General features: G+C 67.4%; 23 protein-coding genes. 9 read left to right on the forward strand and 14 right to left on the reverse strand.

Annotated features, from left to right (window positions below; all coding sequences use genetic code 11):
* Positions 1-37: 37 nt before the first annotated feature.
* Positions 38-1,174, forward strand: a complete 1,137-nt coding sequence (locus ACH438_RS07635) for a phosphotransferase family protein (protein ID WP_397002413.1) — start codon at positions 38-40, stop codon at positions 1,172-1,174.
* 8 nt (positions 1,175-1,182) lie between these two features.
* A complete protein-coding gene (locus ACH438_RS07640; RefSeq protein WP_397002415.1) occupies positions 1,183-2,286 on the forward strand; it encodes a hypothetical protein in 1,104 nt (367 codons plus the stop codon).
* Positions 2,287-2,685: 399 nt separating this feature from the next.
* Here ACH438_RS07640 and ACH438_RS07645 read toward each other — a convergent pair whose 3' ends face one another.
* From ACH438_RS07645 to ACH438_RS07665, 5 genes are all read right to left on the reverse strand, one after another.
* Positions 2,686-3,063 carry a cobalamin biosynthesis protein gene (locus ACH438_RS07645; RefSeq protein WP_397002417.1) on the reverse strand — a complete coding sequence of 126 codons (378 nt, stop codon included), beginning with the start codon at positions 3,061-3,063 and terminating at the stop codon, positions 2,686-2,688.
* Between the two features lie 160 nt (positions 3,064-3,223).
* Positions 3,224-4,642 carry a cobyrinate a,c-diamide synthase gene (locus ACH438_RS07650; protein ID WP_397002419.1) on the reverse strand — a complete coding sequence of 473 codons (1,419 nt, stop codon included), beginning with the start codon at positions 4,640-4,642 and terminating at the stop codon, positions 3,224-3,226.
* A complete protein-coding gene (cobO, locus tag ACH438_RS07655; RefSeq protein ID WP_397002421.1) occupies positions 4,636-5,256 on the reverse strand; it encodes a cob(I)yrinic acid a,c-diamide adenosyltransferase in 621 nt (206 codons plus the stop codon). Before cobO ends, ACH438_RS07650 begins: the two co-directional genes overlap by 7 nt.
* A 98-nt stretch (positions 5,257-5,354) precedes the next feature.
* The gene (locus ACH438_RS07660; protein WP_397002423.1) at positions 5,355-5,501 is read right to left on the reverse strand and encodes a hypothetical protein; all 147 of its coding nucleotides are present in this window, start codon (positions 5,499-5,501) and stop codon (positions 5,355-5,357) included.
* 2 nt (positions 5,502-5,503) lie between these two features.
* Positions 5,504-7,774: a magnesium chelatase subunit D family protein gene (locus ACH438_RS07665; RefSeq protein WP_397002425.1), complete on the reverse strand. Its 2,271-nt coding sequence runs from the start codon at positions 7,772-7,774 to the stop codon at positions 5,504-5,506.
* A gap of 216 nt (positions 7,775-7,990) precedes the next feature.
* Between ACH438_RS07665 and ACH438_RS07670 the strand changes: the two genes are divergently transcribed.
* Complete coding sequence (locus tag ACH438_RS07670; protein ID WP_397002427.1) at positions 7,991-8,401, forward strand: YybH family protein; 411 nt, start codon at positions 7,991-7,993, stop codon at positions 8,399-8,401.
* Positions 8,402-8,586: 185 nt separating this feature from the next.
* Here the strand turns inward: ACH438_RS07670 and ACH438_RS07675 are convergent, their stop codons facing one another.
* Together ACH438_RS07675 and mqo are read right to left on the reverse strand one after the other, a co-directional pair.
* On the reverse strand, positions 8,587-9,036 hold the full coding sequence (locus ACH438_RS07675) for a GNAT family N-acetyltransferase (protein WP_397002429.1): 450 nt from the start codon (positions 9,034-9,036) through the stop codon (positions 8,587-8,589).
* An 18-nt stretch (positions 9,037-9,054) separates the two neighbouring features.
* A complete protein-coding gene (gene mqo / locus ACH438_RS07680) occupies positions 9,055-10,575 on the reverse strand; it encodes a malate dehydrogenase (quinone) (protein WP_397002431.1) in 1,521 nt (506 codons plus the stop codon).
* 223 nt (positions 10,576-10,798) lie between these two features.
* Between mqo and ACH438_RS07685 the strand changes: the two genes are divergently transcribed.
* On the forward strand, positions 10,799-11,803 hold the full coding sequence (locus ACH438_RS07685) for an alpha/beta hydrolase (RefSeq protein WP_397003672.1): 1,005 nt from the start codon (positions 10,799-10,801) through the stop codon (positions 11,801-11,803).
* A gap of 118 nt (positions 11,804-11,921) precedes the next feature.
* Here the strand turns inward: ACH438_RS07685 and ACH438_RS07690 are convergent, their stop codons facing one another.
* The 4 genes from ACH438_RS07690 to ACH438_RS07705 all read right to left on the reverse strand — a co-directional run bounded on the left by ACH438_RS07690 (position 11,922) and on the right by ACH438_RS07705 (position 15,426).
* The gene (locus tag ACH438_RS07690) at positions 11,922-12,488 is read right to left on the reverse strand and encodes an alpha/beta hydrolase (protein WP_397002433.1); all 567 of its coding nucleotides are present in this window, start codon (positions 12,486-12,488) and stop codon (positions 11,922-11,924) included.
* 66 nt (positions 12,489-12,554) lie between these two features.
* Positions 12,555-14,096 (reverse strand): cobyric acid synthase, encoded by a 1,542-nt coding sequence (locus ACH438_RS07695; protein WP_397002435.1) that lies wholly within the window; start codon positions 14,094-14,096, stop codon positions 12,555-12,557.
* 268 nt (positions 14,097-14,364) lie between these two features.
* A complete protein-coding gene (map, locus tag ACH438_RS07700) occupies positions 14,365-15,228 on the reverse strand; it encodes a type I methionyl aminopeptidase (protein ID WP_397002437.1) in 864 nt (287 codons plus the stop codon).
* A 9-nt stretch (positions 15,229-15,237) separates the two neighbouring features.
* Positions 15,238-15,426 (reverse strand): hypothetical protein, encoded by a 189-nt coding sequence (locus tag ACH438_RS07705; RefSeq protein WP_397002439.1) that lies wholly within the window; start codon positions 15,424-15,426, stop codon positions 15,238-15,240.
* A gap of 247 nt (positions 15,427-15,673) precedes the next feature.
* Between ACH438_RS07705 and ACH438_RS07710 the strand changes: the two genes are divergently transcribed.
* Complete coding sequence (locus ACH438_RS07710) at positions 15,674-16,687, forward strand: LLM class flavin-dependent oxidoreductase (protein ID WP_397003674.1); 1,014 nt, start codon at positions 15,674-15,676, stop codon at positions 16,685-16,687.
* Positions 16,688-16,984: 297 nt separating this feature from the next.
* Here ACH438_RS07710 and ACH438_RS07715 read toward each other — a convergent pair whose 3' ends face one another.
* Together ACH438_RS07715 and ACH438_RS07720 are read right to left on the reverse strand one after the other, a co-directional pair.
* Positions 16,985-18,388, reverse strand: a complete 1,404-nt coding sequence (locus ACH438_RS07715; protein ID WP_397002441.1) for a DUF222 domain-containing protein — start codon at positions 18,386-18,388, stop codon at positions 16,985-16,987.
* 63 nt (positions 18,389-18,451) lie between these two features.
* On the reverse strand, positions 18,452-19,060 hold the full coding sequence (locus ACH438_RS07720; RefSeq protein WP_397002443.1) for a TetR/AcrR family transcriptional regulator: 609 nt from the start codon (positions 19,058-19,060) through the stop codon (positions 18,452-18,454).
* A 111-nt stretch (positions 19,061-19,171) separates the two neighbouring features.
* Here ACH438_RS07720 and ACH438_RS07725 point away from each other — a divergent pair, with 111 nt between their 5' ends.
* Positions 19,172-20,368, forward strand: a complete 1,197-nt coding sequence (locus ACH438_RS07725; protein ID WP_397002445.1) for an alpha/beta hydrolase family protein — start codon at positions 19,172-19,174, stop codon at positions 20,366-20,368.
* 5 nt (positions 20,369-20,373) lie between these two features.
* Here ACH438_RS07725 and ACH438_RS07730 read toward each other — a convergent pair whose 3' ends face one another.
* Entirely contained in the window at positions 20,374-21,084 is a 711-nt protein-coding gene (locus ACH438_RS07730; RefSeq protein ID WP_397003676.1) for a GntR family transcriptional regulator, read from the reverse strand.
* A 178-nt stretch (positions 21,085-21,262) separates the two neighbouring features.
* Between ACH438_RS07730 and ACH438_RS07735 the strand changes: the two genes are divergently transcribed.
* The 3 genes from ACH438_RS07735 to ACH438_RS07745 all read left to right on the forward strand — a co-directional run bounded on the left by ACH438_RS07735 (position 21,263) and on the right by ACH438_RS07745 (position 24,274).
* A complete protein-coding gene (locus tag ACH438_RS07735; RefSeq protein WP_397002447.1) occupies positions 21,263-22,378 on the forward strand; it encodes a TIGR03364 family FAD-dependent oxidoreductase in 1,116 nt (371 codons plus the stop codon).
* 53 nt (positions 22,379-22,431) lie between these two features.
* On the forward strand, positions 22,432-23,121 hold the full coding sequence (locus tag ACH438_RS07740) for a phosphonatase-like hydrolase (RefSeq protein WP_397002449.1): 690 nt from the start codon (positions 22,432-22,434) through the stop codon (positions 23,119-23,121).
* A gap of 82 nt (positions 23,122-23,203) precedes the next feature.
* Positions 23,204-24,274, forward strand: a complete 1,071-nt coding sequence (locus tag ACH438_RS07745) for a 2-aminoethylphosphonate ABC transporter substrate-binding protein (protein WP_397002451.1) — start codon at positions 23,204-23,206, stop codon at positions 24,272-24,274.
* Positions 24,275-24,290: the final 16 nt, after the last annotated feature.

Consider the following 24,290-nt stretch of genomic DNA (forward strand, 5'->3'; position numbering starts at 1 on the left):
GTTGACACGCCTCGCTATCCCCTGTGCAGGAGGACCCATGACATCGGCCGACGCCGATCCCAACCAGCGGCAGGACCTCACCGTCTCCGGCCTGGACATTGATCTGCTGGCCACCGAGCTGGCGCAGTGGCTCGGCACCAAGGTCGAAGCCGACGAGGAGCCGAAGGTCACCTCGATCACGCGGCCGGAAACGGGCGGCATGTCCAGCACCACGCTGCTGTTCGACGCCGAATGGTCCGAGCACGGGCAACCCGCGGGCGGCTCCTTCGTGGCGCGGCTCGCGCCGGACGCCAGCTCCTTCCCGGTCTTCGAGAACTACGACCTGGCAACCCAATTCGCGGTCATCAAGGGCGTCGCCGAGGCCACCGACCTGCCGGTGCCGACCCTGTGCTGGCTGGAGACCGGATCCGACAATGCGCTCGGCGCACCGTTCTTCGTCATGCGCCGCGTGAGCGGCCGTGTGCCCGAGGACAATCCGCCCTACGTGTTCACCGGCTGGCTCTTCGACGCCACCCCGGAACAGCGCTACGCCATCACCCGGCACACCGTCGCGGCCATCGCCAAGGTGCACTCGATCGACAATCCGGCCGAGCGCTTCCCCATGTTCGCGGGCGAAGGCTCCTCGCTGCGGCGGCATTTCGACGCCCAGAAGGCCTGGTACGACTGGGCGCTCGCCGATGACGGCTACCGCATTCCCATCCTGGAACGCGCCTTCGACTGGCTCGAAGCCAACTGGCCCGCGGAGCCCAGCGACGACGTGCTCAGCTGGGGCGACGCCCGGCCCGGCAACATCATGTTCGACGAATTCGATCCGGTCGCGGTGCTGGACTGGGAGATGGCCGCCATCGGGCCGCGCGAACTCGACGTCGCCTGGACCATCCTCATCCACCGGTTCTTCCAGGACATCGCCACGCGTTTCGACCAGGCCGGACTCGCGGACTACATGCGGCGCAGCGACGTCGAGAAACTGTACGAGGAATTCAGCGGCCACCCGGTCCGCGACCTCGACTGGTATCTCATGTACTCCGCGCTGCGGCACGGGATCGTGATGGCCCGCATCCGCCGGCGCATGATCCACTTCGGCGAGGCCGCCGACAACGACGACCGCGACGACTACGTGATGCACCGGCCGCTGCTGGAAGCACTGCTCGACGGCACCTACTCCTGGGATTGAGAGAACTGATGATCATCGGACCACTCGATGAATTCCCCATCCACCAGACGCCGCTACCCATGGCGCGGGTGGCCACCAGCGATCGGAACTTCTACGACCGCAGCTACTTCAACGCCATCGACACCGGCGGTGAGACCATGCTCATCACCGGCTTCGGCGTGTACCCGAACCTCGGAGTGACCGACGCCTTCGTCACCGTCCGACGCGGCGACACCCAGCGCGCCGTGCGATTCTCCGACGCGCTCGTCCAGCGCAGCACCGACCTCGCCGTCGGCGGCTACCGCATCGAAGTACTGGAACCGCTGCAGAAGCTGCGCGTGGTGTGCGAGCACGAGGACCTGTCCGCCGACCTCACCTGGGAAGGCTCCTTCCCCGTGGTGCGCGAGGAACCGCACACCATCATCACCGGGCTCAACCGGCCGATCATCGACGCCCAGCGGTTCGCGCAGGTCGGCACCTGGTCCGGCACCCTGAACGTGGACGGCACCGATATCGCCATCGACCCGTCCCACTGGGTCGGCACCCGCGACCGCTCCTGGGGCATCCGCCCCGTCGGCGAATCCGACCCGCCGGGCCGCGTCGCCGACGAGCCATCCGAAGGCTTCTGGTGGCTGTACGTCCCCCTGCGCTTCGACGACTACTCGATCATCGTGATCGTGCAGGAGGAGCCCAACGGCTTCCGCACCCTGAACGATGCCACCCGCATCTGGAAAGACGGCCGCATCGAGCAATTGGGCTGGCCCCGAGTGCATCTCACCTACAAGTCCGGCACCCGCATCCCCACCGCCGTTCGCCTCGACCTCACCACCCCCGACGGCAAACCCCTCGAAGTCGAAGTAGAAGCCGGCACCTTCATCGCCCTCAATGCCGGCTGCGGCTACGGCGGCGACCCCGACTGGCAGCACGGCCAATGGAAGGGCCGCAACTGGTCCGAGAGCCGCCTCTACGACATCACCGACCCCGCGATCGCCGGCCGCATCCCCTTCGGCGTCATCGACCACGCCGGCAAGGCCCGCTGCGGCACCGACGAAGGCTACGGCCTCTTCGAACACGGCACCATGGGCCGCCACGACCCCACCGGCTTCGCCAACTGGGGCGCAGTAGCCCCCTAAATGCCAAGATGGCTGCCGCCTTCGGCCCCAAGGCGGCAGCCCCTAACCCCCAAGCGACGCACTCGGGCCCTGAGCAACAGCGCTGAGCCCGGAAAGCCCGGCCTCGATTCCTTCCACAGGCGCCAATCCCCCAGCCGCCTAACCCAAAGACGGCGGCCACCCCAGCGCGTGCGGGTGGCTCGCCTCGCCGCCGCACCCCCCGCTCTCCCAACCTGCCGAGGGTGCGGCGGCCCCAAACCTGTTTCCCCCTGCACCGAGTGGCACCTGACCGAGACGACACGCCGTCGAACCTCCCGATCAGGTGCCACTCGGCGTTCCAGCCCATCCGACTCGAGCGCGAGCGGGCACTGGTGGAAGTAAACGTCGAGAGCTCACCACCATGAGTGCCCTCTCGTGGAGCTAGTCGCGAATTGCGGCGGCTGCCACGGTGATTCCGTGGACGACTCGCTTGTGCACGGCCAGTTCGGTGCCGCCGGACGCCAGCAGGGCGGCGGCTTCCGCCACGCTGGCGGTCCCCACGGCCGTCGCAGTACGCGGCGAGGGGGTCGGGACCGGCACAGCGGCCAGCTCACCGGGTGAGAAGACCCGCAATGGGACACCCAGCAGTGCGGCGGCCGCAGCCGGACCCGGCTCGGCCGCTCGCCGGTCGACGGTCGCCAGACAATGAATTGCGGCATCCGCCAAGGCTTCCCGCACCGCAGCGACAATGACGTCGGCCGCGACCCCGGGGCGGGCGCCGACACCTACCGCCAGCTGCGGGATACGGTGCGCCGCCACGCACGAGGCCGCTCCGGAGGCAATGTCTCTCGTAGCACCGTCTTTCGTAGCGGCTTGGCCTATGACCGCACTGTCAGTGTCGGCGCCTCCGGTGGCGGTTTCACCACGGAGGCCGTCTGGGTGTACGTGCCGGCCGTCCACCGTGACCGGTGGGGACAGCTCAGGCTCGGGCTGCATGGGTTTGTGCGAAGTGGGCTGCGGCGACGACGAAACCGGCTATGGCGGAGGGGTTTCCGGCGGGGTGGGTGTGGAGGTAGGAGGCGTGGACGTTTTGGGTTATCACGCCCTCGCGGATGGTTTCGCCGGTTGGGGAGCGCCAGGCCCAGGCGGGGTGGAAGTCGCCGGTCTCGGTGAGGCGGGTGCGGTGGAATTCGTGGCCTCGGACGCGTTCGCCGGCTCGCCAGAGGGGGGAGTTGGTGAGGGCCACCGCGTCTCGGTAGCCGAGGGTGAGGCGAGGGCCGAATTCGGCTTCGGCGTCGACCACTGCGGCCATGTCGTAGCCGTCGAGGGAGCGGGTCAAGTAGAGGAGGCCCGCGCATTCGGCGTGGATGGGGAGGCCGAGATGTGCCTGGCCGAGAATGCTCTCCAGCAGGGGCGTATTGGCCGCGAGATCGGGGGCGTGTTCCTCGGGGAAGCCGCCGGGCAGCACCAATCCGGCTGTGCCGTGGGGCAATTCGTCGTGAATGGGATCGAACACCGCCACGCGTGCCCCGGCGGCCTCCAGCAGCTCGCGATGCTCGGCGTAACCGAAGGTGAAGGCTGGACCGCCCGCCATCGCGAGGATCGGCGCGACCCGCGGACCACCGTTCGTGGCCGGATCTGCCTGGGCGGCTGCCAGTTCAGCGGCGGGATCCCAGGCGTCCCCTTGGGTATTCGATGCCGCCAAGGCCGCCACTGCCGCCAGATCGATATGCGCCGCAACCAGATCGGTCATAGCGTCCACCGCAGCCTGAGCGGCCGCCCCGTGTTCGACCGCCGGAATGAGGCCGAGATGCCGCGACGGAACATTGAGCTCGGCCAGCCGCGGCAGCGCACCGAGGACCGGGAGCCCGACCCGAGCACAGGCCGCGCGCAGCACCTGCTCATGGCGTTCGCTACCGACCCGGTTGAGAATCACGCCGCCCAAACGGATTCCGGACTCGAAGGTGGCGAAGCCGTGCAACAGAGCCGCCAGGCTCTGACTGTGTCCGCGCGCATCCACGACCAGAATCACGGGCGCGCCGAGCATCGCGGCGATCTGCGCGGTCGAGCCTTCGGCGATCGGCTCCGTCTGCTGCTCGTCGATGCGCCCGTCGAACAACCCCATGACGCCCTCGACAACGGCCAGATCGCAATCCCGGGATCCGTTGCGATACAAGGGCACAACCCGCTCGTGCCCGACCAGCACCGGATCCAGATTCCGCCCCGGACGTCCGGCAGCCAGCCCGTGATACCCGGGATCGATGTAATCCGGCCCCACCTTGAACGGAGCGACCCGATGCCCCGCCCGGCGCAACGCGCCGATCAACCCGGTGGCAACGGTGGTCTTCCCGCTGCCCGAAGCGGGCGCGGCGATCACCACCGCCGGCACACTCACCATTCGATACCCCGCTGGCCCTTGCGGCCCGCATCCATGGGGTGCTTCACCTTGGTCATCTCGGTGACCAGATCCGCCGCCTCGATCAACGCCTGCGGCGCATCCCGCCCGGTGATCACCACATGCTGATTCCCCGGCCGATTCCGCAGCGTCTCGACCACCTCGTCCACATCCACCCACCCCCATTTCAACGGGTAGGTGAACTCATCCAGCACGTAGAACCGATGCTGCTCATCCCCCAGCCGCCGCGCGATCTCCTTCCACCCGGCGAGCGCCGCGGCCGCATGATCCTCATCCGACCCCTGCTTCCGAGTCCAGGACCACCCTTCCCCCATCTTGTGCCACTCGACGGCCCCACCCGCCCCGGTCTCCTCATGCAGCGTCCCCAGCGTCCGGAACGCGGCCTCCTCCCCCACCTTCCACTTGGCACTCTTCACGAACTGGAACACCGCCACATCGAACCCTTGATTCCAGGCCCGCAACGCCATCCCGAACGCGGCAGTGGACTTCCCCTTGCCCGGCCCCGTATGCACGGCCAGCACCGGCTGATTCCGCCGCTGCCGCGTGGTCAGCCCATCCTCCGGAATACTCTCCGGTACCGGCACACCCTTGGGCATCGTCTGAGCTCCTTCCACCCGACCGTTCGCAGCACCACGGTGCCATATCGGCCGAGACCAGCCCCGGATACCCCTCGGCCCGGCGCGGGCCGGCCGGATCAGAGGCCGTGGAGCACAGCCTTGATCACGCCCACGACGCCACGGATGGCCAGCTCGAAGATGCCTTCCGCGACGGTTTCCCCGGCGGATCGCTTCAGCGAGAACTCGGGCGAATCGCGCTGCTTGCGGCGCCGGAACAGACGCACGGTCAGGCCGCCCGGGTGGCTCGGACGAGGCCGGCTACGGAATCGCCTGTGAGGTCGGCTAGTTGGAGGTAGCCGGCGCGGAGTTCGGTGGCCAGGTCACGGGCCAGGCCGAGGCGGATCATGCCGCGTTCGCAGTCGATGACCATGGCGGTGGTGTGGTCTCGGGCGAGGAGGCGGGCGGCCGTGCGGGCTCGCGGGACGGGGTCGGTGCCGCCGGTGGCTCGGCCGTCGGTGAGGAGGACGAGGAGGGGACGGCGGTGGGGGTCGCGGACTCGTTCTCGGTGGATTACCTCGCGGGCCTTCAGGAGGCCTTGGGCGAGTGGGGTTTTGCCGCCGGTGCGGATGCCGGCCAGGCGGCGGACGGCTATGTCGACCGAGGAGGTCGGGGGGAGGACGAGTTCGGCATGCTGGCCGCGGACGGTGATCACGGCTACCTTGTCGCGGCTCTGGTAGGCGTCGCGGAGTAGGGCGACCACCGCGCCGGTGACGGCGGAGAGGCGGTCTCGGGCGGCCATGGAGCCGGAGGCGTCGACCACGAAGACGACCAGATTGCCTTCGCGGCCTTCGCGATACGCGCCGCGCAGGTCGGGGGGTTCGAAGGCGAGGGGGCCGGTGAGGCGGCCGCGGGAATGCTGGTGCGGGACCGCGGCGAAGATGGTGCCGAGCAGGTGGAGGCCGGTGGTGGTGTCGTCGCTGGCGCGGACTACGCGGCCGTGACGGGTGCGGGCGCGGGAGCGGCGGCCGGGGGCGCCCTCGCCTACGCCGGGGACTTCCCAGCGGGGTGGCTTGGCGAGCATGCCGGTCGGGGCGGCGATGCGACCCTCACGGGGAGAGCCGCCATGCTGATTGCGGCCATCCTCGCTGGAGGGTTGTGCATGATCGGACGAATTCCGGCCGCTTCCATTCGAATCCGGGCCAGGGTTGCCCATCTCCTCCGGGCTGCCGCACGGGCAGTCTGGATTGCTGCAGGCGCGATCCCAGCGAGCGCACGGGCAATCCGCGCGATCGCAGGTGCAGTCAGGCGCACTGGGGTTGTCGGCCGCGTCTAGGCCGTCGAGCTGTTGTGAGTCGGTGGCCCGGTCGTCGAGCCGCTGCGGGTCGGCGCCGCGGTCATCGAGCCCGCCGGCGCTCGCATCGGCTCCGCCGGAACCCTGCGGTGCGGCGCCACCGTCTTCCTCGCCGCCGAGCGAATCGTCCTGCGCTACAGCCTGATCTTGCGATCCCTGGCCGTCGGCCGGGACCGCCTCATCTTTTCCCAGGCTGTCGCCACCCTCACGAGCGGCTTCCTCGGCGGCTGACTTCATCGCCTCGTCGAGTTGCTGTTCGGTAATGCCCGGTTCGTCGAAGGGGTCGCGTCGACGCCGGTGGGGCAGGGCAAGTTCGGCGGCGATGCGGACGTCGGCCTCGGTGACGGTCTCGCTGCCGCGCCAGGCGGCGTGGGCGGTGGCGGTGCGGGCGACTACGAGATCGGCGCGCATGCCGTCGACGTCGAAGGTGGCGCAGAGGGCGGCGATGCGGCGGAGTTCGGTGTTGTCGAGGGCGACGGCGGGGAGGTGGTCGCGGGCGGTCAGGATGCGTTCGGCCACTTCACGATCCGCGGGCGCGTACCGGTCGGCGAAGGCGGCGGGGTCGGCCTCGTAGTCGAGGCGGCGGCGGACGACGGCCATGCGGACGTCGACCTCGCGGGAGGCGACGACGTCGACGGTGAGGCCGAAGCGGTCCAGCAGCTGCGGGCGGAGTTCGCCTTCCTCCGGGTTCATGGTGCCGACGAGCACGAATCGTGCGGGGTGCGAATGGGATACGCCATCGCGTTCGATGTGCACGCGGCCCATGGCGGCGGCATCGAGGAGCACGTCCACCAGATGGTCGTGCAGCAGGTTCACCTCGTCGACGTACAGGACGCCGTGGTGAGCGGCGGCCAGCAGGCCGGGCTTGAATGCCTGTTCACCGTCGCGCAGCACGCGCTCCAGATCCAGCGATCCGACCACCCGGTCCTCGGTCGCGCCGACCGGCAGCTCCACCAGCTTCGCGGGTCGCGCCCCGGTCTCGTCGACCACGGGCGGCAGCAGCTGGGCCAGCGCGCGCACCACGGTCGATTTCGCGGTCCCCTTCTCCCCACGCACCAGCACGCCGCCGATGCCCGGGTGGACAGCGCACAGGATCAGCGCCAGCTGCAACCGTTCCTGCCCCACCACCGCGGAGAACGGGAACCCGGCATCGTCACGGGATGTCGCACCGACACTTTCGGAGTAAGCCACAGGAGAAACCGACACGCCCCAACTCTATGCGCGCCGCCTCCGGCCCCCGGTCGCGGGGCATGCGCATCGGCGCATACGAGCCCTGGTGATCCAGCCGGCAGACTGCTCGCCACCGCGCATCGGGATCCGAGCGCCAACATGCTGCTAGCGGGCGGATGATGGCGATATGGCTTGCGAAATCTGTGTACCCGAATGGCAGCCACCGATGATCGAGCGTGCGGGGAGGGCCCGATGACCGCGCCACTCGACGAAAAGCCCGAACCGCGCGCCTGCACACCCGAGGCAGTGTTGTCGCTGCGCGGGGCAGCAATAGCCGACGGCCGCCCCGACGACGCGGCGGCACTCTACGAGCCCGATGCCGTGTATTACTTTGCGCCAGGCGGTGATCCGCTGATCGGCCGGGACGACATCCGAGGCGCGCTGGCCGAACTGGCCGGCCTGCACCCGCAGCTCCAGAACGACGTACGCCGCGTAGTGATCGCCGGCGACGTAGCCTTCGTGGTCACCGCCTGGCGCCTCACCGGCGTCCGCCCCGACGGCCGACCCGTCATGATGGCAGCCACCAGCACCGACGTCCTCCGCCGCCGCGGCGACGACTCCTGGGGCATCGCAATCGACGACCCCTGGGGCGTAGAGCCCTGACAAACCCGGACGCAGCATCTGCAACCCCTACCCGCCGGCAATCGCGGCCTGCACCGCGTTGACTCCACCCAGCGGGGCAAATACAGCCGGCGTCGGCCAACTACGCAGCACGGCCGCTGCGCGGGCCTTGGGGGCGGGCGCAGCGGCCGTGTGGACGGGCTGACCTGTTGGCGGTGAAGAAGGGGCTAGCCGCGGCGCATGGGGATGTGCGGGATGCCGTCCTCGATGTACTCCGGGCCGTCGGTCTTGAAGCCGTGCTTGGTGTACATGTCGACCAGGTAGGTCTGGGCGTTGAGGCGGACGGTGGCCGAGCCGGCCTCGGCCAGTGCGGCCTGCAGCAGGCGGGTGGTGTAGCCGTGGCCGCGCGCCGCGGGGGTGGTGCAGAGGCGGCCGATACGGAAGGACTTCACCCCGTCCTCGTGCTCTTCCATGAGGCGCAGGGTGCAGATGGCCTCGTCCTCGTCATCGAGCCAGAAGTGGCGCGTTTCCGGCAGCAGGTCGAATCCGTCCAACTCCGGGTAAGCGCACTTCTGCTCGACCACGAAAACCTCGACGCGAAGTTTCAACAGCTTGTACAGCGTCGCGGTATCCAGGTCTTGGGACCACGACCGTTTGAGAGCAACCGTTGACATCATCGCCCGTTGCTATCACACCTAGGCGTGAGAGTCGACCCCTGCATGCTTGGGCGTGTTGGCATCGTCCAGGTGGAGGGCCTTGTTGGACCAGTCCCACACCTCGCGGAACAGGGCCTGGTTCTCCGACAGCTTGAGCCCGAGGGACGGCACCATTTCCTTGAGTTTCGGCTCCCACGAGGCATATTCGCGCGGGAAGCACTTCTGCATGACGTCCAGCATGGCGCTGACACCGGTCGACGCGCCCGGGGACGCGCCCAGCAGACCGGCGATCGACCCGTCCTCGGCGGTGATGACGGCGGTGCCGAACTCCAGCACGCCGCCCGCGCCCTTACGCCGGATGACCTGCACCCGCTGCCCGGCCATGATGAGCTCCCAATCGTGCCCTTCGGCACGCGGAATGAACTCCTCCATGGAGTGCACGCGTCCGGCCGGCGACTTGAGCAGCTCGGAGACCAGGTACTTGACCAGGCCGAGCTCGGTGACGCCGACGCCGAGCATGGAGAACAGGTTGTTCGGCTTGACCGAGCCGAACAGGTCGGTGAGCTTGCCGTCCTTGAGGAACTTGGGGGTCCAGCCGGCGTAGGGGCCGAACAGCAGGCCGCGGTCACCGTTGATGACGCGAGTGTCCAAGTGCGGCACCGACATCGGCGGCGCGCCGACGGCGGCCTTGCCGTACACCTTGGCCTCGTGCTGCGAGATCAGCGCGGGGTTGTTGCAGCGCAGGAACAGACCCGACACCGGGAAACCACCGATGCCGCTCATCTCCTTGATGCCCGACTTCTGCAGCAGCGGCAGCGCGTAGCCGCCCGCACCGACGAAGACGAACTTGGAGCTGAGGACGCGGTCCTTGCCGGTGCGCAGGTTGCGGACCTTCACCAGCCAGGAGCCGTCGGACTGCTTGGACAGGTTGCGCACCTCGTGCCCGAACGCGATGTCCGCATCGGTGCGGCCCAGGTAGGCGAGCAGTTCCTTGGTGAGCGCACCGAAGTCGATATCGGTGCCGTAATCGGTCCAGTTCAGGGCGACCGGGTCGGAGAAGTCCCGGCCCTTGGCCATGAGCGGCAGCCGCTTGGTGAACTCGTCCGGGCTGTCGATGAACTGCATCCCCTCGAACAGCGGGTGCCGCGACAGCGCTTCGTAGCGCTTGCGCAGGTAGTCCACGCCGTCCGCGCCGTGCGTGAAGCTCACGTGCGGGATCGGGTTGATGAAGTTCGTGGTCGCGAGCACGCCGTTCTCGGCGGCGTAGGACCAGAACTGGCGCGACACCTGGAAGCGCTCGTTGATGTCGATGGCCTTGGAGACGTCGACGGATCCGTCGGCGTTCTGCGGCGTGTAGTTGAGCTCGCACAGCGCGGAGTGGCCGGTACCCGCGTTGTTCCACGGGTCGCTGCTCTCGGGTGCGGCGGCATCGAGGCGCTCGAACATGGTGATCGACCAGTCCGGCTGGACCTGCCGGAGCAAGGCGCCCAGAGTGGCGCTCATAATGCCGGCCCCGATGAGTACTACATCGGTCTTCTGAATCGTGGCAGCGTTCGACACGGCGTTAGTCGACTTCCTTGTCCATAGTTCGGGCAACCCAGCGGCAGTTAGGTTACCCGTCGTTCACCTACGCTCGATTGTGCCCCTGGACACGAGGAAATCCCGCAACGAAAAGGCCGAATGTGAGAGATACCTCGCGGGTTCACTTCCGTACGACGGAGTTTAGATTGGGCATGTGACCTCCGATACGTCATCCGCCCCTTCATCCGAGTCGATTCCGGCGATTCCGGCCACCGGAGCCTGGCAGCCCGACGTGCTCGGCGCCGACTACCAGCAGCTCACCATCCCGCTCGGGCCGGATCCGGACGGGCAGGGCGATGTGGTCGCCACACTGGTCCGCTATACGCCCGCCCAGGCCCCGACCGCCACGAAAGCCGTGCTGTACGTACACGGTTTCACCGACTACTTCTTCCAGGAGCACCTGGCGGAGCACCTGGCCGCGCAGGGGTACGCCTTCTACGCGCTGGATCTGCGCAAGTGCGGGCGGTCGACCCGCAAGGGGCAGACGCCGCACTTCGTGAGCGATCTGGCGCTCTACGACGCGGAACTGAACCGGTCGCTGAAGATCATCCGCGAGGAGACGGGCCTGCCGCTGCTGATCATGGCGCACTCGACGGGCGGCCTGGTCACCTCGCTGTGGCTGAACCGGCTGAACGGTACGGGCGGCACACGCGCGCAGGGCATCACGGGCCTGATGCTCAACAGCCCGTGGTTCGACCTGCAGGGGCCGTCGTACTACCGCTCGGTGGGGACCGCCGTGCTGGAGGGGCTGGGCCGGTTGCGGGCATTCGCACGGCTACCGCTCGGCGAGGCCAGCACCTACGGAGACAGCCTGCACCGCAGCGTGTCCGGCGAATGGGATTACAACCTGGATTGGAAGCCGTTGACCGGCTTCCCCGTTCACGCGGGCTGGCTGCGCGCCATCCGCCGCGGGCATCTGCGGCTGCATCAGGGCCTGGATATCGGTGCGCCGTCGCTGATCCTGCGGTCGAAGGTGACCAAGTTCATGCGCAAGTACGGGCCGGCCGCGGACGTGTCGGATGTGGTGCTGGATGTGCAGCAGATCCAGCGCTGGTCGGGCTGCCTGGGTGAGCGGACCAATATCGTGCCGATCGAGGGCGCCCGCCACGACGTGTTCCTGTCCTCGGAGCAGCCGCGCACGGCGGCGTTCAAGGAACTGGATTCCTGGCTGGAATGGCTGGCCACGGCGCCGGAGGCGGGCGCGTAGCGGCTGTGCCGGGGTTGTAGGGGCTGCGCAACGGGTCGTTCGGCCGGTTGCGCAGCAACTCATCGGGGTCAAAGCACAGATCGCACTGCGCGGCTCAGCGCGGCCGCGCAACGCACCTTCACCAGAGGCTGGTGCGGAGCACGATCTCGGTGGCCAGTTCGTGGCTGGCTTCGCCGGCCACGTCGGTGACATCCATTGGGACGAGCCGGAATTCGCCGTAGACGAAGCGGCTGGAGGCCTCGGCCACCTGGCGCGGGAGGCGCTTGGTGGCCAGCACGGTGGTGGGGATTTCGACCGGGGGGCAGGTGGCGTCGGCGACGACGCCGTCCGCGTCCGCGGCGGCCGGGTGGCCGTTGTCGGCGACGATGAGGCTCATGAAGCGGCGGAATCCGCCGCGGGCCGCGAGTTGCCAGGCCAGTTGCGCGCCACTGCCGCGGCCGACGAGATTGGCGTAGGACACCTTCAACTCGTCGAGGATGGCCAGCGCGGTATCGGCGTCGAGGCCTTCGGCCGATTCGAGCGCGATGGTCTGCAGGTCCGAGGTCTGCAACCGGGTGCAGACCTGGTCATATACGTCGGCCGGGTCGCCCGCATCGGGCAGCAGGAGGACGTGGTGCCGGGTTTGGGGGCCGCCTATACGCACCGTCCACACGCGGTCACCGACCGTGATCCGCCGAGATTCCATGTTGATAAAAACTACACGGCATCGGGAGTAGCGGAGCCGGTGTCGTCCGGATTTCTGTGATCGGCGTCACTTATAGGTCGTAAGAACCGGGAGACCGGTCGGGGCGCTGCCGTCGATGATCTGCTCCAAGGCGGCTCGATCGAGATGCTTCTCCAGCAGATCCGCGAGCAGATCCAGCTGCCCGTTGCGCACTTCTGCCACTGAAACATCCTCGGCCACAACGAAACCCGGGCGACCTGCCTGGGCGGCCACTTCGCGCAGCCAGGCGCGGCGGAACTCGTTGGACTCCAAGGCGCCGTGCAGATGGGTGCCCCAGATCGCTCCGCGCACACTGCCTTCCGGTTCACCGTCGAGTTCGAGCCAGGGCTTGTCGCTATTACCGCGAACACGGCCGTGGTGGATCTCATAGCCGTGGACAGGGAGATCATTATTACCGGCGGCCCCGCCATGATCCAGCACACGGCCCGACGACCTGCGTAGAACCTTGGGATCGTCGAACACAATCTCCAGATCTAACAGGCCGAGGCCGGGCACCGTGCCCGCGGCGGACTCCACGCGATCGTCGATCGTGCGGGCGAGCATCTGATAGCCGCCGCAGATGCCGAGAATCGGACCGCCGGCCGCCGCGCGGGCGGTGAGGGCATCGGCGATTCCGGTGCGGTGCAACCACTCCAGATCACTCACGGTGGATTTACTGCCGGGCACGACGACCAGATCGGCGCCGGCGAGGCGGGAGGGATCGGTCGCCCAGCGGACGGCGACGCCGGGCTCACAGGCCAGGGCCTCGACATCGGTGGAGTTCGAAATCCGCGGCAGCCGGAGAGCGGCGACGGTCAGCCACTCGGACCCCACCGGCGGGAGAGGCCGGCCGACGGGCGCGTCGGACACGGTGCTCAGCGAGTCCTCGGCGTCGATCCAGAGCTCATCGGTGAACGGAATGACGCCCAGCGTGGGGCGGCCGGTGAGCGCCTCCAACTGATCCAGACCGGGCTTCAACAGGTCCACGTCACCCCGGAACTTGTTGATGACGAATCCGGCGATCAACCGCTGATCCTCGGGCTCCAGAATCGCGACGGTCCCGAAGAGATGCGCCAGCACACCCCCGCGATCGATATCGCCCACGAGAATGACCGGTAGCTCAGCCGCACGAGCCAGCCCCATATTGGCCAGATCCGTTGCCCGCAAATTGATTTCAGCGGGCGACCCGGCCCCTTCACAGATGACGACATCGAATTCGTCGCGCAGCGAAGCCAATTCCTCCGCGACGACGGCCCGCAACTCCTGCCGATGCCGGAAGTAATCCTTGGCCCCGACCGTATCGATCGCCTTCCCCCGCACAACCAGCTGCGACCGCCGATCACTCCCGGGCTTCAGCAACACCGGATTGAACCGCACACTCGGCTCCAGCCCACAGGCCCGCGCCTGCACAGCTTGAGCTCGCCCGATCTCCCCACCATCGAGCGTGACCACCGAGTTGTTGGACATATTCTGCGCCTTGAACGGCGCCACGGACACGCCCCGCCGCGCGAGCAGCCGGCAAAGCCCTGCCACCACAACACTTTTCCCCGCGTCCGAGGTAGTCCCGGCCACCAGCAAAGCACCCTTCACAACCGCTCCCCACCGACCGGGCCATGAAGCGTGAATCTCCCGCTCCCCCCGCTTGCCTGGCGTTGTGGGACGAAGCCCGCGCCCCTTCCTCGGCCACCGTTTACCACGTGCCAGAGAGGGCAGGCGGCGTTCGACAGGCGCTCTCGAGCGAATCCAGCATTGCCTCCACGCCGTCCGGGCAGCGGGAGTTCGGGTGTTGAGCCTGCGTTTGTCCAGTGCTCCCCGGGTGCCGGGGGTTCGGGGGCCGGGCCCCCGTTTCCCCTTTTGCTCACGGCAGCGTGAGGATTTCTGCGCCTTCGTCGGTTACTACGAGGGTGTGCTCGAACTGGGCGGTCCACTTGCGGTCCTTGGTGACGACGGTCCAGCCGTCGTTCCAGATCTCGTAGTCGATGCCGCCGAGGTTGATCATGGGCTCGATGGTGAAGGTCATGCCGGGTTCGATGACGGCTTCCACGGCGGGGTTGTCGTAGTGGAGGATGACGAGTCCGCTGTGGAAGGTGGGGCCGACGCCGTGGCCGGTGAAGTCGCGGACCACGCCGTAGCCGAAGCGGTTCGCGTAGGCCTCGATGACCCGGCCGATCACATTGAGGGCGCGGCCGGGCTTGACGGCCTTGATGGCGCGCATGGTGGCCTCTTCGGTGCGCTCGACCAGCAGGCGCACCTCCTCGTCCACGTTGCCCGAGAGGTAGGTCTTGTTGGTGTCGCCATGCACGCCGTCGATGTAGGCGGTGACATCGATGTTCACGATGTCGCCGTCCTCGATGACGGTCGAGTCCGGAATCCCGTGGCAGATGACCTCATTGAGCGAGGTGCAGCAGGACTTGGGAAATCCCTTGTAGCCCAGCGTCGACGGGTACGCGCCGTGATCGCACAGGTACTCGTGCACGATCTCGTCGAGGCGATCGGTCGTCACGCCCGGCGCGACGGCCTTACCGGCTTCTTCCAGAGCCTGCGCCGCGATCTTGCTCGCGAGGCGCATCTTCTCGATGGTCTCCGGCGTCTGCACCCAGGGCTCGTGGCCCTCGTTGGCGGTCTTCTTCCAGACGTACTCGGGCCGCTCGATGGATTTCGGCACCTCGCGAATGGGCGACTGGGTCCCGGGAACGAGGGGCTGGCGGGTGCGCACTGACATGGATCAAGACTAGCGTTCCGCGCCGCCCACCCTGCCCAGCGCCCGTATCGGCAGGACGAGAAGCAATGCCAGGAAGGCGATGACGACCGCCACCGGGAACACCACTGCGCCAGACAGAAATGCGCGCCGCCGACCATAAACATCCGCCACATGCTCGGCCGAGAGCATCAACGACCCGAAGGCGAGCGTGTACCCCACCACTATTCATGGGAGCGGAGGGCTCGGACGCCGAGGTGTTCTGGGAGCTGTGCATTGGGCGCAGGGTTGCGGGCGGCTGCGGTGGCAGGGGTGGGCGTGGCCGCGATGGGGTGGGTGTTTCACTGTGCCGGGGGTTGCGTCCAGTGGATTTGGGTGGGCTGAGCGGGAGGGAATCTTTCCGGACCACGGTCCGTTTATGCTTCTGGTTGACTTGGAAACATCCGAGAAAGAGAGCGGGGCGCAGGCCGTGGAACTGGGATTGACGACATTCGCCGAGACCCATCCGGTGAGCGGAGACGGGCCGGTGCCGACTGCGGGCGAGCGGTTGCGGCAGGTGGTCGAGGAGGCTGTGGCCACCGAGAACGCAGGGCTCGACGTGTACGGCGTGGGCGAGCATCACCGGAAGGACTTCGCGGCCTCCGCGCCTGCCGTGGTGCTGGCCGCTATTGCTTCGCGGACCGAGCGCATTCAATTGACCAGCGCGGTAACGGTGCTCAGCTCGGATGATCCGGTGCGGGTGTATCAGGATTTCTCGACGCTCGACGGAATCTCGGGCGGCCGGGCCGAACTCATGGCGGGGCGTGGATCGTTCATCGAGAGCTTCCCGCTGTTCGGCTACGACCTCTCCGACTACGACGATCTGTTCGAAGAGAAACTGGCGCTGCTGTTGAAGATCCGCGAGGACGAGCCGGTCACCTGGTCCGGCAAGTTCCGGGCGCCGCTGCAGGATGCCGTGGTGTATCCGCGGACCGATAATCGGCCGCTGCCGGTGTGGATCGCGGTGGGTGGGAGCCCGGAGTCCGTGGTTCGGGCGGGGCTGCTGGGTCTGCCGCTGGCTATTGCCATCATCGGCGGGCAGCCTGCGCGGTTCAAGCCGCTGGTGGATCTGTATCACCGGGCGCTGGACGAGGGCGGGCATGAGCCGCAGCCGGTGGCGGTGCACGCGCACGGGTACGTCGCGGAGACCGAGAAGGAAGCTGTCGGTGACTTCTACAAGTCGTATGCGCGGGCTATGTCCGGGATCGGGCGTGAACGTGGCTGGGGTCCGATGACTCCCGCTCAGTTCGATGGGCTTCGGTCGCCTGAGGGTTCGTTGTTCCTCGGTACGCCGGATTATGTTGCGGAGAAGATCGCGGATGTCCGTGACACTCTTGGGCTGGATCGGTTCATGCTGCATACCAGTGTCGGTACCTTGCCCCACGAGAAGGTGCTGCATAGCATCGCCCTCCTTGGCGAAAAGGTTGCGCCACAAGTGCGTTGAAGAGATAAAAGATCAAGACAAAGATCAAGAGCCGGAAGTGTGGCTGGGTCGTCTGCCCTGCCGGACTGGGGCTGACGCCCAGTTGGGAGCCGTGATCCTCGGTTCCGGCCCACGGACTGCACGCATCACCTTCTCGAGATGAAAAACCAATCTTTGAAAGGTGATACGTGCGGTCCGTGGGCTGGGATCGGTGGGTTACGGCTCCCAGCTCGGCGTCAGCCCAGGTCCGGTAGGGCAGGCGACGCCACCACACTTCCGGCTTTTCATCTTTGTCCCTTGTCTTTTGGTTTTTGTCTTTCACGCCGCCGAGTTGTCGAGCATTTCTTTGGCGTGGTGGCGGTGGTTGACTCGCGGGGTGCCGCTGGGGTCGATATGGGCAGGCGCGATCCAGCCGGTACGCCCGGGCCACGGCGAATTCTTGCCCAGTTTCACGGTTTTCCAGCCACCCGGCCCGTCGTGAACGCGCGCGTGGCAGGTATCGCAAGCCAGCGTTAGGTTCTCGATATCGGTAAGACCACCGGCGGCCCATTCGGTGACGTGGTGGACCTGACACAGGGTCGCGGGTGCGTCACAGCCGGGGCGGGTGCAGCCACGCTCAGCGGCGATCAGCGCCAGCCGTTGAGCAGCATTGGCCAGCCGAGTACCCCGGCCCAGATGCAAGGGCATGCCCTTCTGGTTGAACACAGCCAGCCAGGGAATCGATTGCTCTGCCAACTTCAACGCTTGCGGTACCGAGATCCGCCCGCCCGAGGCAGTGGTGGCCACACCGGCGGCAGCCTCGACCTCAGCAATGGTCATGGTGACAATCGTGCTCACCGGCAGGCCACGATGCTGCCCGAGATCGGCCGGACCCATCTCCGGGCGCAACAACGCCACAAGCGCATCATGATTACGCTGCCCAGCACTACGAGTGTCACGCCTGGCACACGCCTCGAGCACCTCGGGCGAGACGGAATCCCCACCGGTCCAGGGGCTTTCAGCGTCTTCGGGATTGCACAAACCCGGCCGGGCCAGCTTGGCCAGTACCGGATCCAGCAGGGCACGCAACTCGGGAGTGACCTCACCACGAATCGGGGACATCCCGTCCACGCGCTGCTTACCGATAGTGAGTTCGCGCATGCGCTGGCGATCCTTGTCGTCGACGAGCACGCCATCGGGGTCGAGGAACCCGAGGATGCGGTCACCGAGTTTCGGCAGATCATCGGGCCAGCCGGTACGCGCATACTCAGCAAGCTGAGCTTCAGCCGATTCCTTCTGCGCGACAGAGACACTGGCCGGGATCCGATGCACGATCTTCGCGATCCGACTCGCATGATCAGCCGAGATCTCCCCGGCCGCTTGCCCTGCGGCAGTGCACGGCAACACCGGTTCGAGGACTTCACCGGACACCAGTCGCGGGCTCAGCACCTTGGCGGCGTTCACGCGAGCACAGGCGTCAGCATTGGACAGCCGCAGAACTTCCCCAAGGTAGCGGGCGGTGGTCTTCGCGCCGACCTTCTCAGGGATATTGCGCTGCTCGATCTCGATGATCAAGCGATGCTCGACGGTCACCAAACGGCGCTTGTCACTTTCGATCTCACGCAACGCCTGAGTGAGTTCAGCATCGGTCAACCGGACCGGGTTCAACTCACTGAGGGCGTCGACCGCAGCGGTAAACGCTGCAGTGGCGTCGTCGGTGACGAGGATTCCCCCGGTGGTCATAGCACAATTCTACTATCGAACACCCGTTCGATCCATAGCAAATCCGTTGTGATACAAGTGTTTTCAGATAGAGCCGTAAGCCGCGAGCACCATAGTGGTTAGTTCGTCGAGGTAGACACCGACGGTGGGATCGCCACCCAGGAGGACCCGCCAGAAGAGCGGCGCAAGCATGAAGTCCAGTGCCAGTTCGAGATTCAAGGTTTCCGGAAGCTCGCCACGACCGATGGCACGGGTGAGTATCTGAGCAGCCCGGGCCCGGCGTTCCTGACCCACACCGGATTGGAGCGCGACAGCGAGAGCCGGAGAACGGACCGCTTGAGCCAGGAGGTCCGGAATGATCCGGGAGGCAAGGGGATTCGACATTCCGGTAGCGGCGGTGGCGAGGAAGGTGCGTAGGTCGCCCCGGATGGATCCGGTGTCGGGCGGTTCGGCGGAGTCGATGGCGACTTCCGTGACCAGAGCGATGACGAGTTCTTCCTTGGTGGACCAGCGGCGATACAGGGTCGGTTTGCTGACGCCCGCGCGGCGGGCCACGGCTTCCATGGAGAGTTTGCCGTAGCCGACTTCGGCCAGTTCTTGGAAGGCCGCCATGCGGATGGCGGCGGTCACTTGGGGTTGCATGACGGCTGCTCCCGCGGGTTTGCGGGTGCGGGGGCCGGATTCCTCGCTCATGCCGAGCACTGTACCAACGTCGATACGGTTGCGTTTCGACGTGGACCGGTCTACCGTTCTTCTCGTACGACGAAACGGAGTCGTATCGACGTAAAACGAGAGGTCACGGTCATGAAGTTCCTGTTCGACGACGACTCTTTCTCCTATGAGGCGCTGCGCGCGGCGGGGTTCGCCAGCTATGCCGGCGCGGATCTCGGCGAGGTCATCTCCACCGCGAGCCGCATCCCCGAGGGCGACGAGGCGGCTTGGGAGCGCGAGTGGGAGGCGACCGCTCGCCGCGTGCACGCCATTGCCACTTCCAGCGCGGCCGCGGGGCGGCGGGTCAGCGCCCGGGAGGCACTGCTGCGCGCCTCGAACTACTACCGGACCGCCGAGTTCTACCTGCGTGACGATCCGGCCCACGACCCGAAGGCCCAGGAGCTGTCCCGCCTGTCCCGCGAAACCTTCGCGCGGGCAGCGGAACTCATGGATACGCCGGTCCGCTCGGTCGCGATCCCCTACGAGGACACCACGCTGCCCGGCTACCTGTTCCTGGTGGACGATTCGGGTGCGCCGCGGCCGACCATCATCTTCAACAGCGGTTTCGACTCCACCCTCGAAGAGGCGTACTTCGCCCTCGCCGCAGCCGCTTTGGCGCGCGGCTACCACGTACTCGCCTTCGACGGCCCCGGTCAGGGCGCGGTGATCCGCGAGCAGGGTCTGCCGTTCCGTCCGGATTGGGAGGCCGTGATCACCCCCGTCGTGGACTTCGCGCTCACGCTTCCGGAAGTGGATGCGGCGCGAATCTCCTTGTTCGGCTACAGCCTCGGCGGCTACCTGACCGCCCGCGCCGCCGCGTTCGAGCACCGCGTCCAGGCGTTGATCCTCAATGACGGCCTGTTCGACTACCACGCCGCCCACACCCGGGTGATGCCGCCGTTCCTGTCGGAGTGGATCGCGGCCGGTCGCGACGAGGATGCGAACAGTGTGGCCGGCCTGGTCATGGCGGTGAGCACCACCACCCGCTGGGCGATGCGCAATGGCGTGTGGACCTTCGGCGCCTCCTCACCCGCCGACTACGTCCGCCGCACGGCGGCCTACACGCTCGCCGATGTGATCACCGGAATCCAGTGCCCCACACTGGTTCTCGATGCCGAGAACGACCTGTTCTTCCAGGGTCAGGCGCCCCAGGTCTACGAGGCGCTCACCTGCAAGAAGGATCTGATCGTCGGCACCGAGGCGGAGGGCGCCGGTGAGCACTGCCACGCGGGCACGATGCTGCTGACCCACCAGCGCATCTTCGACTGGCTGGACGCCCAGTCGGCGTGATGCCGCTAGTAGTCGCGCAGGGTGGCCTGGAACGCGATGCGGTCGCCGCGGTACAGCGACCGCACGCGTTCGATCGGGATGCCTTCGGCGTCGATGCTGCGGCGGTGTAGCAGCAGCATCGGGAGGGCCGTGGTGCATTCCAAGAGTGCTGCTTCGCGGGGCGAGGCGAGCATGGTTTCGATGCGTTCGGTGGCCGAGACGTAGACGACGCCGCTGGCGCGGGTGGCGGTGTACAGCGAGGTCGAGGGGTCGTAGGTGTCGCGCAGGAAGGCGAAGCGCGGCAACGGCATCCAGGTGCTTTCCAGGCCGATGCGTTCGCCGTCGGCCAGCAGCACTCGTTCCAGGTGCATGACGAGGTCGCCGGGGGCTACCGCCAGATCGTGGGCGAGGTCGGCGTCGGCGGGGATATCGGTCCAGCTGACGAGGAGACGGCCGGGTGTGCGGCCGAATCTCAGCGCGCCTTCGGTGTAGGAGCGGAGGGACAGGGGCTGCACCATTTTGGGGCGGGAGACGACGGTGCCGCGGCCCTTGCGGCGGATCCGGCCTTCCACCAATAGTTCCCGTAATGCCTGGCGTACGGTCTCGCGGGCGACGCCGCAGCGGACGGCCAGGTCGCGTTCCGAGGGTAGTTGGTCGCCTTCGTGTAGTTCGGCGAGCAGGGATTCCAGTTCGGTGCGCACGCGGTAGGACTTGGGCATGCGGCTGAATTCGGAAATATCGCCCACGCTGGACAATTCACTCAGCGCGGTGCCTGTGCCGCGCCGAGTCCCCACCCCGGTGATCTCCGTTGTGTCCATACCCTCAGCGTACCCGAGATTGGTCTATACCAAATTTTAACCTGGCGTTTCCATACGAAACACCCGTAGGTCTAGACCATTGCCCACGATGGTCGGCATGCGATTGGTCATCATCGGAGGCGGCATACTCGGCACTGCCCACGCCCTGGCCGCGATCGGACGCGGTCATGAAGTGATCCACCTGGAGCGGGAGGTCGAGGCGCGCGGCGCCACCGTCCGCAACTTCGGATTGGTGTGGGTATCCGGGCGCAGCGCGAACGAACTGGAGATCACGCTGCGCTCCCGTCAACTCTGGGAGGAGATCGGCGGCAAGGTGCCGGGCGTCGGATTCCGGCCCGCGGGCTCCATCACCCTGGTCCGCACCCAGAACGAACTCGCCGTCGCCGAGGCCGCCGTCGCGCACGCGTCCGCCGCCGAACGCGGCTTCGAACTGCTCGATCCGGAACGGGTGCGCGCCGTGAACCCCGCGCTGCGCGGCAAATTCATTGCCGGACTGCACTGCTCGTCGGACGCCGCCGTGGAATCCCGGCAGGCGCTGCCCGCGCTGCGCCGCTACATGGAGGCCAGCGACCGCTACACCTTCTTCGGCGGTACCGAGGCGCGCAGCATCACCGGCAGCACCGTCGTCGACGACCGCGGCCGCCGCCACGAGGGCGATCTCGTCCTGGTCTGCCCGGGCGCCGCGCACTCCGGCCTGACTCGTGAACTGGTGGGCGATATTCCGGTACGCCGCGTGCGGTTGCAGATGATGCAGACCGCGCCGCTGGGCGAGGCCCTCACCACCGCCGTCGCCGACGGCGACAGCTTCCGCTACTACCCGGCCTTCGCCGGGGCCGAACTGGACCGCCTCAATCGTGAAGAGGCGCAGCCGTTCACGGCCGCACAGCACAAGATGCAGCTGCTCTGCGTGCAGCGCCTGCACGGCGGGCTCACCATCGGCGACACCCACGAATACGAGGAGCCCTTCGCCTTCGACGTGGACGAGGGGCCCTACGAGCACCTCACCGCCGTCGCCGAGGAACTGCTCGGCCGCAAGCTGCCGACCGTGGTGCGGCGCTGGGCGGGCGTGTACAGCCAGTCCATCGATCCGGGCGTGATCGTCACGCGCGCACAGGCTTCCGACAACGTCTGGGTCGTCACCGGCCCCGGCGGGCGCGGCATGACCCTCGGCCCGGCGCTCGGCGAGGAAACCGCCGACCTGCTGAATCTCTGAACCCGAAGCTTCGAACTACACAGCTGCACTGCCGACAGATAGGAACAGACATCTTGTCCGACAAGCAGATCGACCTGGCCGTCCTCGATATGGCCGGCACCACCGTCGCGGATGACGGGCTCGTGCTGCGGGCCTTCGAGCAGGCCGCCACGGCCGCGGGCATTCCCGCCGAGGGGCCCGAGCGCGATACGGCCCGGCAGTACGTGATCGACACCATGGGACAGTCCAAGATCGTCGTCTTCCGGGCGCTGCTCGGTGACGACGAGGACCGCGCCCAGGCCGCCAACCACGCCTTCGAGGCGGCCTACGCCGAGTTCGCCAATGCCGGCGTCGAGCCGATTCCGGGTGCCGCCGAGGCTATTTCGGCCTTGCGGGCCGCCGGCATCAAGGTGGCGCTGACCACCGGTTTCAGCCGGGAGACGCAGGACAAGCTGTTGAATGCGCTGGGCTGGCACGACATCGCCGACCTCACCCTGGCCCCGTCCGATGCCGGGCGTGGCCGCCCCTACCCGGACATGGTGCTCACCGCCCTGCTGCGGCTCGAGATCGACGCCGTGGATCGGGTTGCGGTGCTCGGTGATACCGCCAGTGACATCGCCACCGGGCTGGCGGCGGGCGCGCGGATCGTCGCGGGCACGCTCACCGGCGCGCACGACGAGGAACAGCTGCGTGCCGCCGGCGCCACTCATGTGGTGCCGAGTGTCGCGGAGTTCGCCCGGCTGCTGCTGGCCGAGCGCGGCTGACCCGCTCAACGTTCCGCCGGCCAGGCGGGATCTCCCCTGTCCCTTCGATCCCAGCTCCCACGAACTGAAAGTTGCAGTCACCGTGCGTAATACGAACAACCGCCTCGCACGCAGCATCGCTCGCACCGCGCTCGTCCTGACCTCGGCGGCCGCGGTCGCGTTCGGCCTCACCGCCTGCGGCGGCACGGGCACCGACTCCAGCGGCGGCAAGACCGTCACCGTTTACTCCGCGGACGGTCTCGGCGACTGGTACAAGCCGCTGTTCGCGAAGTTCAAGGACCAGACCGGCATTGCCGTCAACTACGTGGAGGCGGGCTCCGGCGAGGTCGTGAGCCGGGTCGAGAAGGAACAGTCCAACCCGCAGGCCGATATCGTCGTCACGCTGCCGCCGTTCATCCAGAAGGCCGACAAGTCGGGCCTGCTGCAGGCCAGCGGCGTCGATTTCAGCTCGGTCGCCGCCACCGACAAGGCCACGGACGGCAATTGGGTCACCCTCGCGGGCAACTACCTCTGCTGGATCGCCAACCCGTCGGTGAATGTCAACACCGCCAAGGTGACCTGGGACGACCTGCTGAAGCCCGACTACAAGGGCAAGCTGCAGTACTCGACCCCCGGCCAGGCCGGTGACGGCACCGCCGTGCTGGTACTGCTGCAGCAGCTGTACGGCAAGCAGGGCGCCCTGGACTACCTGGGCAAGCTGCAGGCCAACAATGTCGGCCCGTCGGCCTCGACCGGCAAGCTGCAGCCGAAGGTGGACAAGGGCGAACTGCTCGTCGCGAACGGCGATGTGCAGATGAACCTGGCCTCGGTCAAGGACGGCTCGAAGTTCACCGTGTTCTTCCCCGCCGGCAATGACGGCAAGCAGTCGACCGTGGCGCTGCCGTACGCGATGGGCCTGGCCAAGGGTGCGCCGCACTCGGACGCCGGGAAGAAGCTGATGGACTTCATGCTGTCGGCCGACGCACAGAAGACCCTGCCGGACGCCTTCGCGATGCCGGCCCGCCAGGAGCTGGCCGACGCCCCCGTGACCGGTAACGGTCCGTCCCCGGCGCAGGTGATCAAGAACGTGACCGTGGTGCACCCCGACTGGAACAAGGTCGTCGACGACCTCGACTCCGATGTCGCGGCGTACTCGAAGGCCACCGGCAGCTAATCCCACCGAGCCCAGG

This window comes from Nocardia sp. NPDC020380, from assembly GCF_044386975.1.
Classification (GTDB): domain Bacteria; phylum Actinomycetota; class Actinomycetes; order Mycobacteriales; family Mycobacteriaceae; genus Nocardia.

What these genes read in the sequence shown, in the direction of transcription:
- ACH438_RS07635 (WP_397002413.1), top strand. Translation starts at nt 38, where the DNA reads ATGACATCGGCCGACGCCGATCCCAACCAGCGGCAGGACCTCACCGTC.
- ACH438_RS07640 (WP_397002415.1), top strand. Translation starts at nt 1,183, where the DNA reads ATGATCATCGGACCACTCGATGAATTCCCCATCCACCAGACGCCGCTA.
- ACH438_RS07650 (WP_397002419.1), bottom strand. Translation starts at nt 4,642, where the DNA reads ATGGTGAGTGTGCCGGCGGTGGTGATCGCCGCGCCCGCTTCGGGCAGC.
- cobO (WP_397002421.1), bottom strand. Translation starts at nt 5,256, where the DNA reads ATGCCCAAGGGTGTGCCGGTACCGGAGAGTATTCCGGAGGATGGGCTG.
- ACH438_RS07670 (WP_397002427.1), top strand. Translation starts at nt 7,991, where the DNA reads ATGACCGCGCCACTCGACGAAAAGCCCGAACCGCGCGCCTGCACACCC.
- ACH438_RS07675 (WP_397002429.1), bottom strand. Translation starts at nt 9,036, where the DNA reads ATGATGTCAACGGTTGCTCTCAAACGGTCGTGGTCCCAAGACCTGGAT.
- ACH438_RS07690 (WP_397002433.1), bottom strand. Translation starts at nt 12,488, where the DNA reads ATGGAATCTCGGCGGATCACGGTCGGTGACCGCGTGTGGACGGTGCGT.
- map (WP_397002437.1), bottom strand. Translation starts at nt 15,228, where the DNA reads ATGTCAGTGCGCACCCGCCAGCCCCTCGTTCCCGGGACCCAGTCGCCC.
- ACH438_RS07715 (WP_397002441.1), bottom strand. Translation starts at nt 18,388, where the DNA reads ATGACCACCGGGGGAATCCTCGTCACCGACGACGCCACTGCAGCGTTT.
- ACH438_RS07720 (WP_397002443.1), bottom strand. Translation starts at nt 19,060, where the DNA reads ATGAGCGAGGAATCCGGCCCCCGCACCCGCAAACCCGCGGGAGCAGCC.
- ACH438_RS07725 (WP_397002445.1), top strand. Translation starts at nt 19,172, where the DNA reads ATGAAGTTCCTGTTCGACGACGACTCTTTCTCCTATGAGGCGCTGCGC.
- ACH438_RS07735 (WP_397002447.1), top strand. Translation starts at nt 21,263, where the DNA reads ATGCGATTGGTCATCATCGGAGGCGGCATACTCGGCACTGCCCACGCC.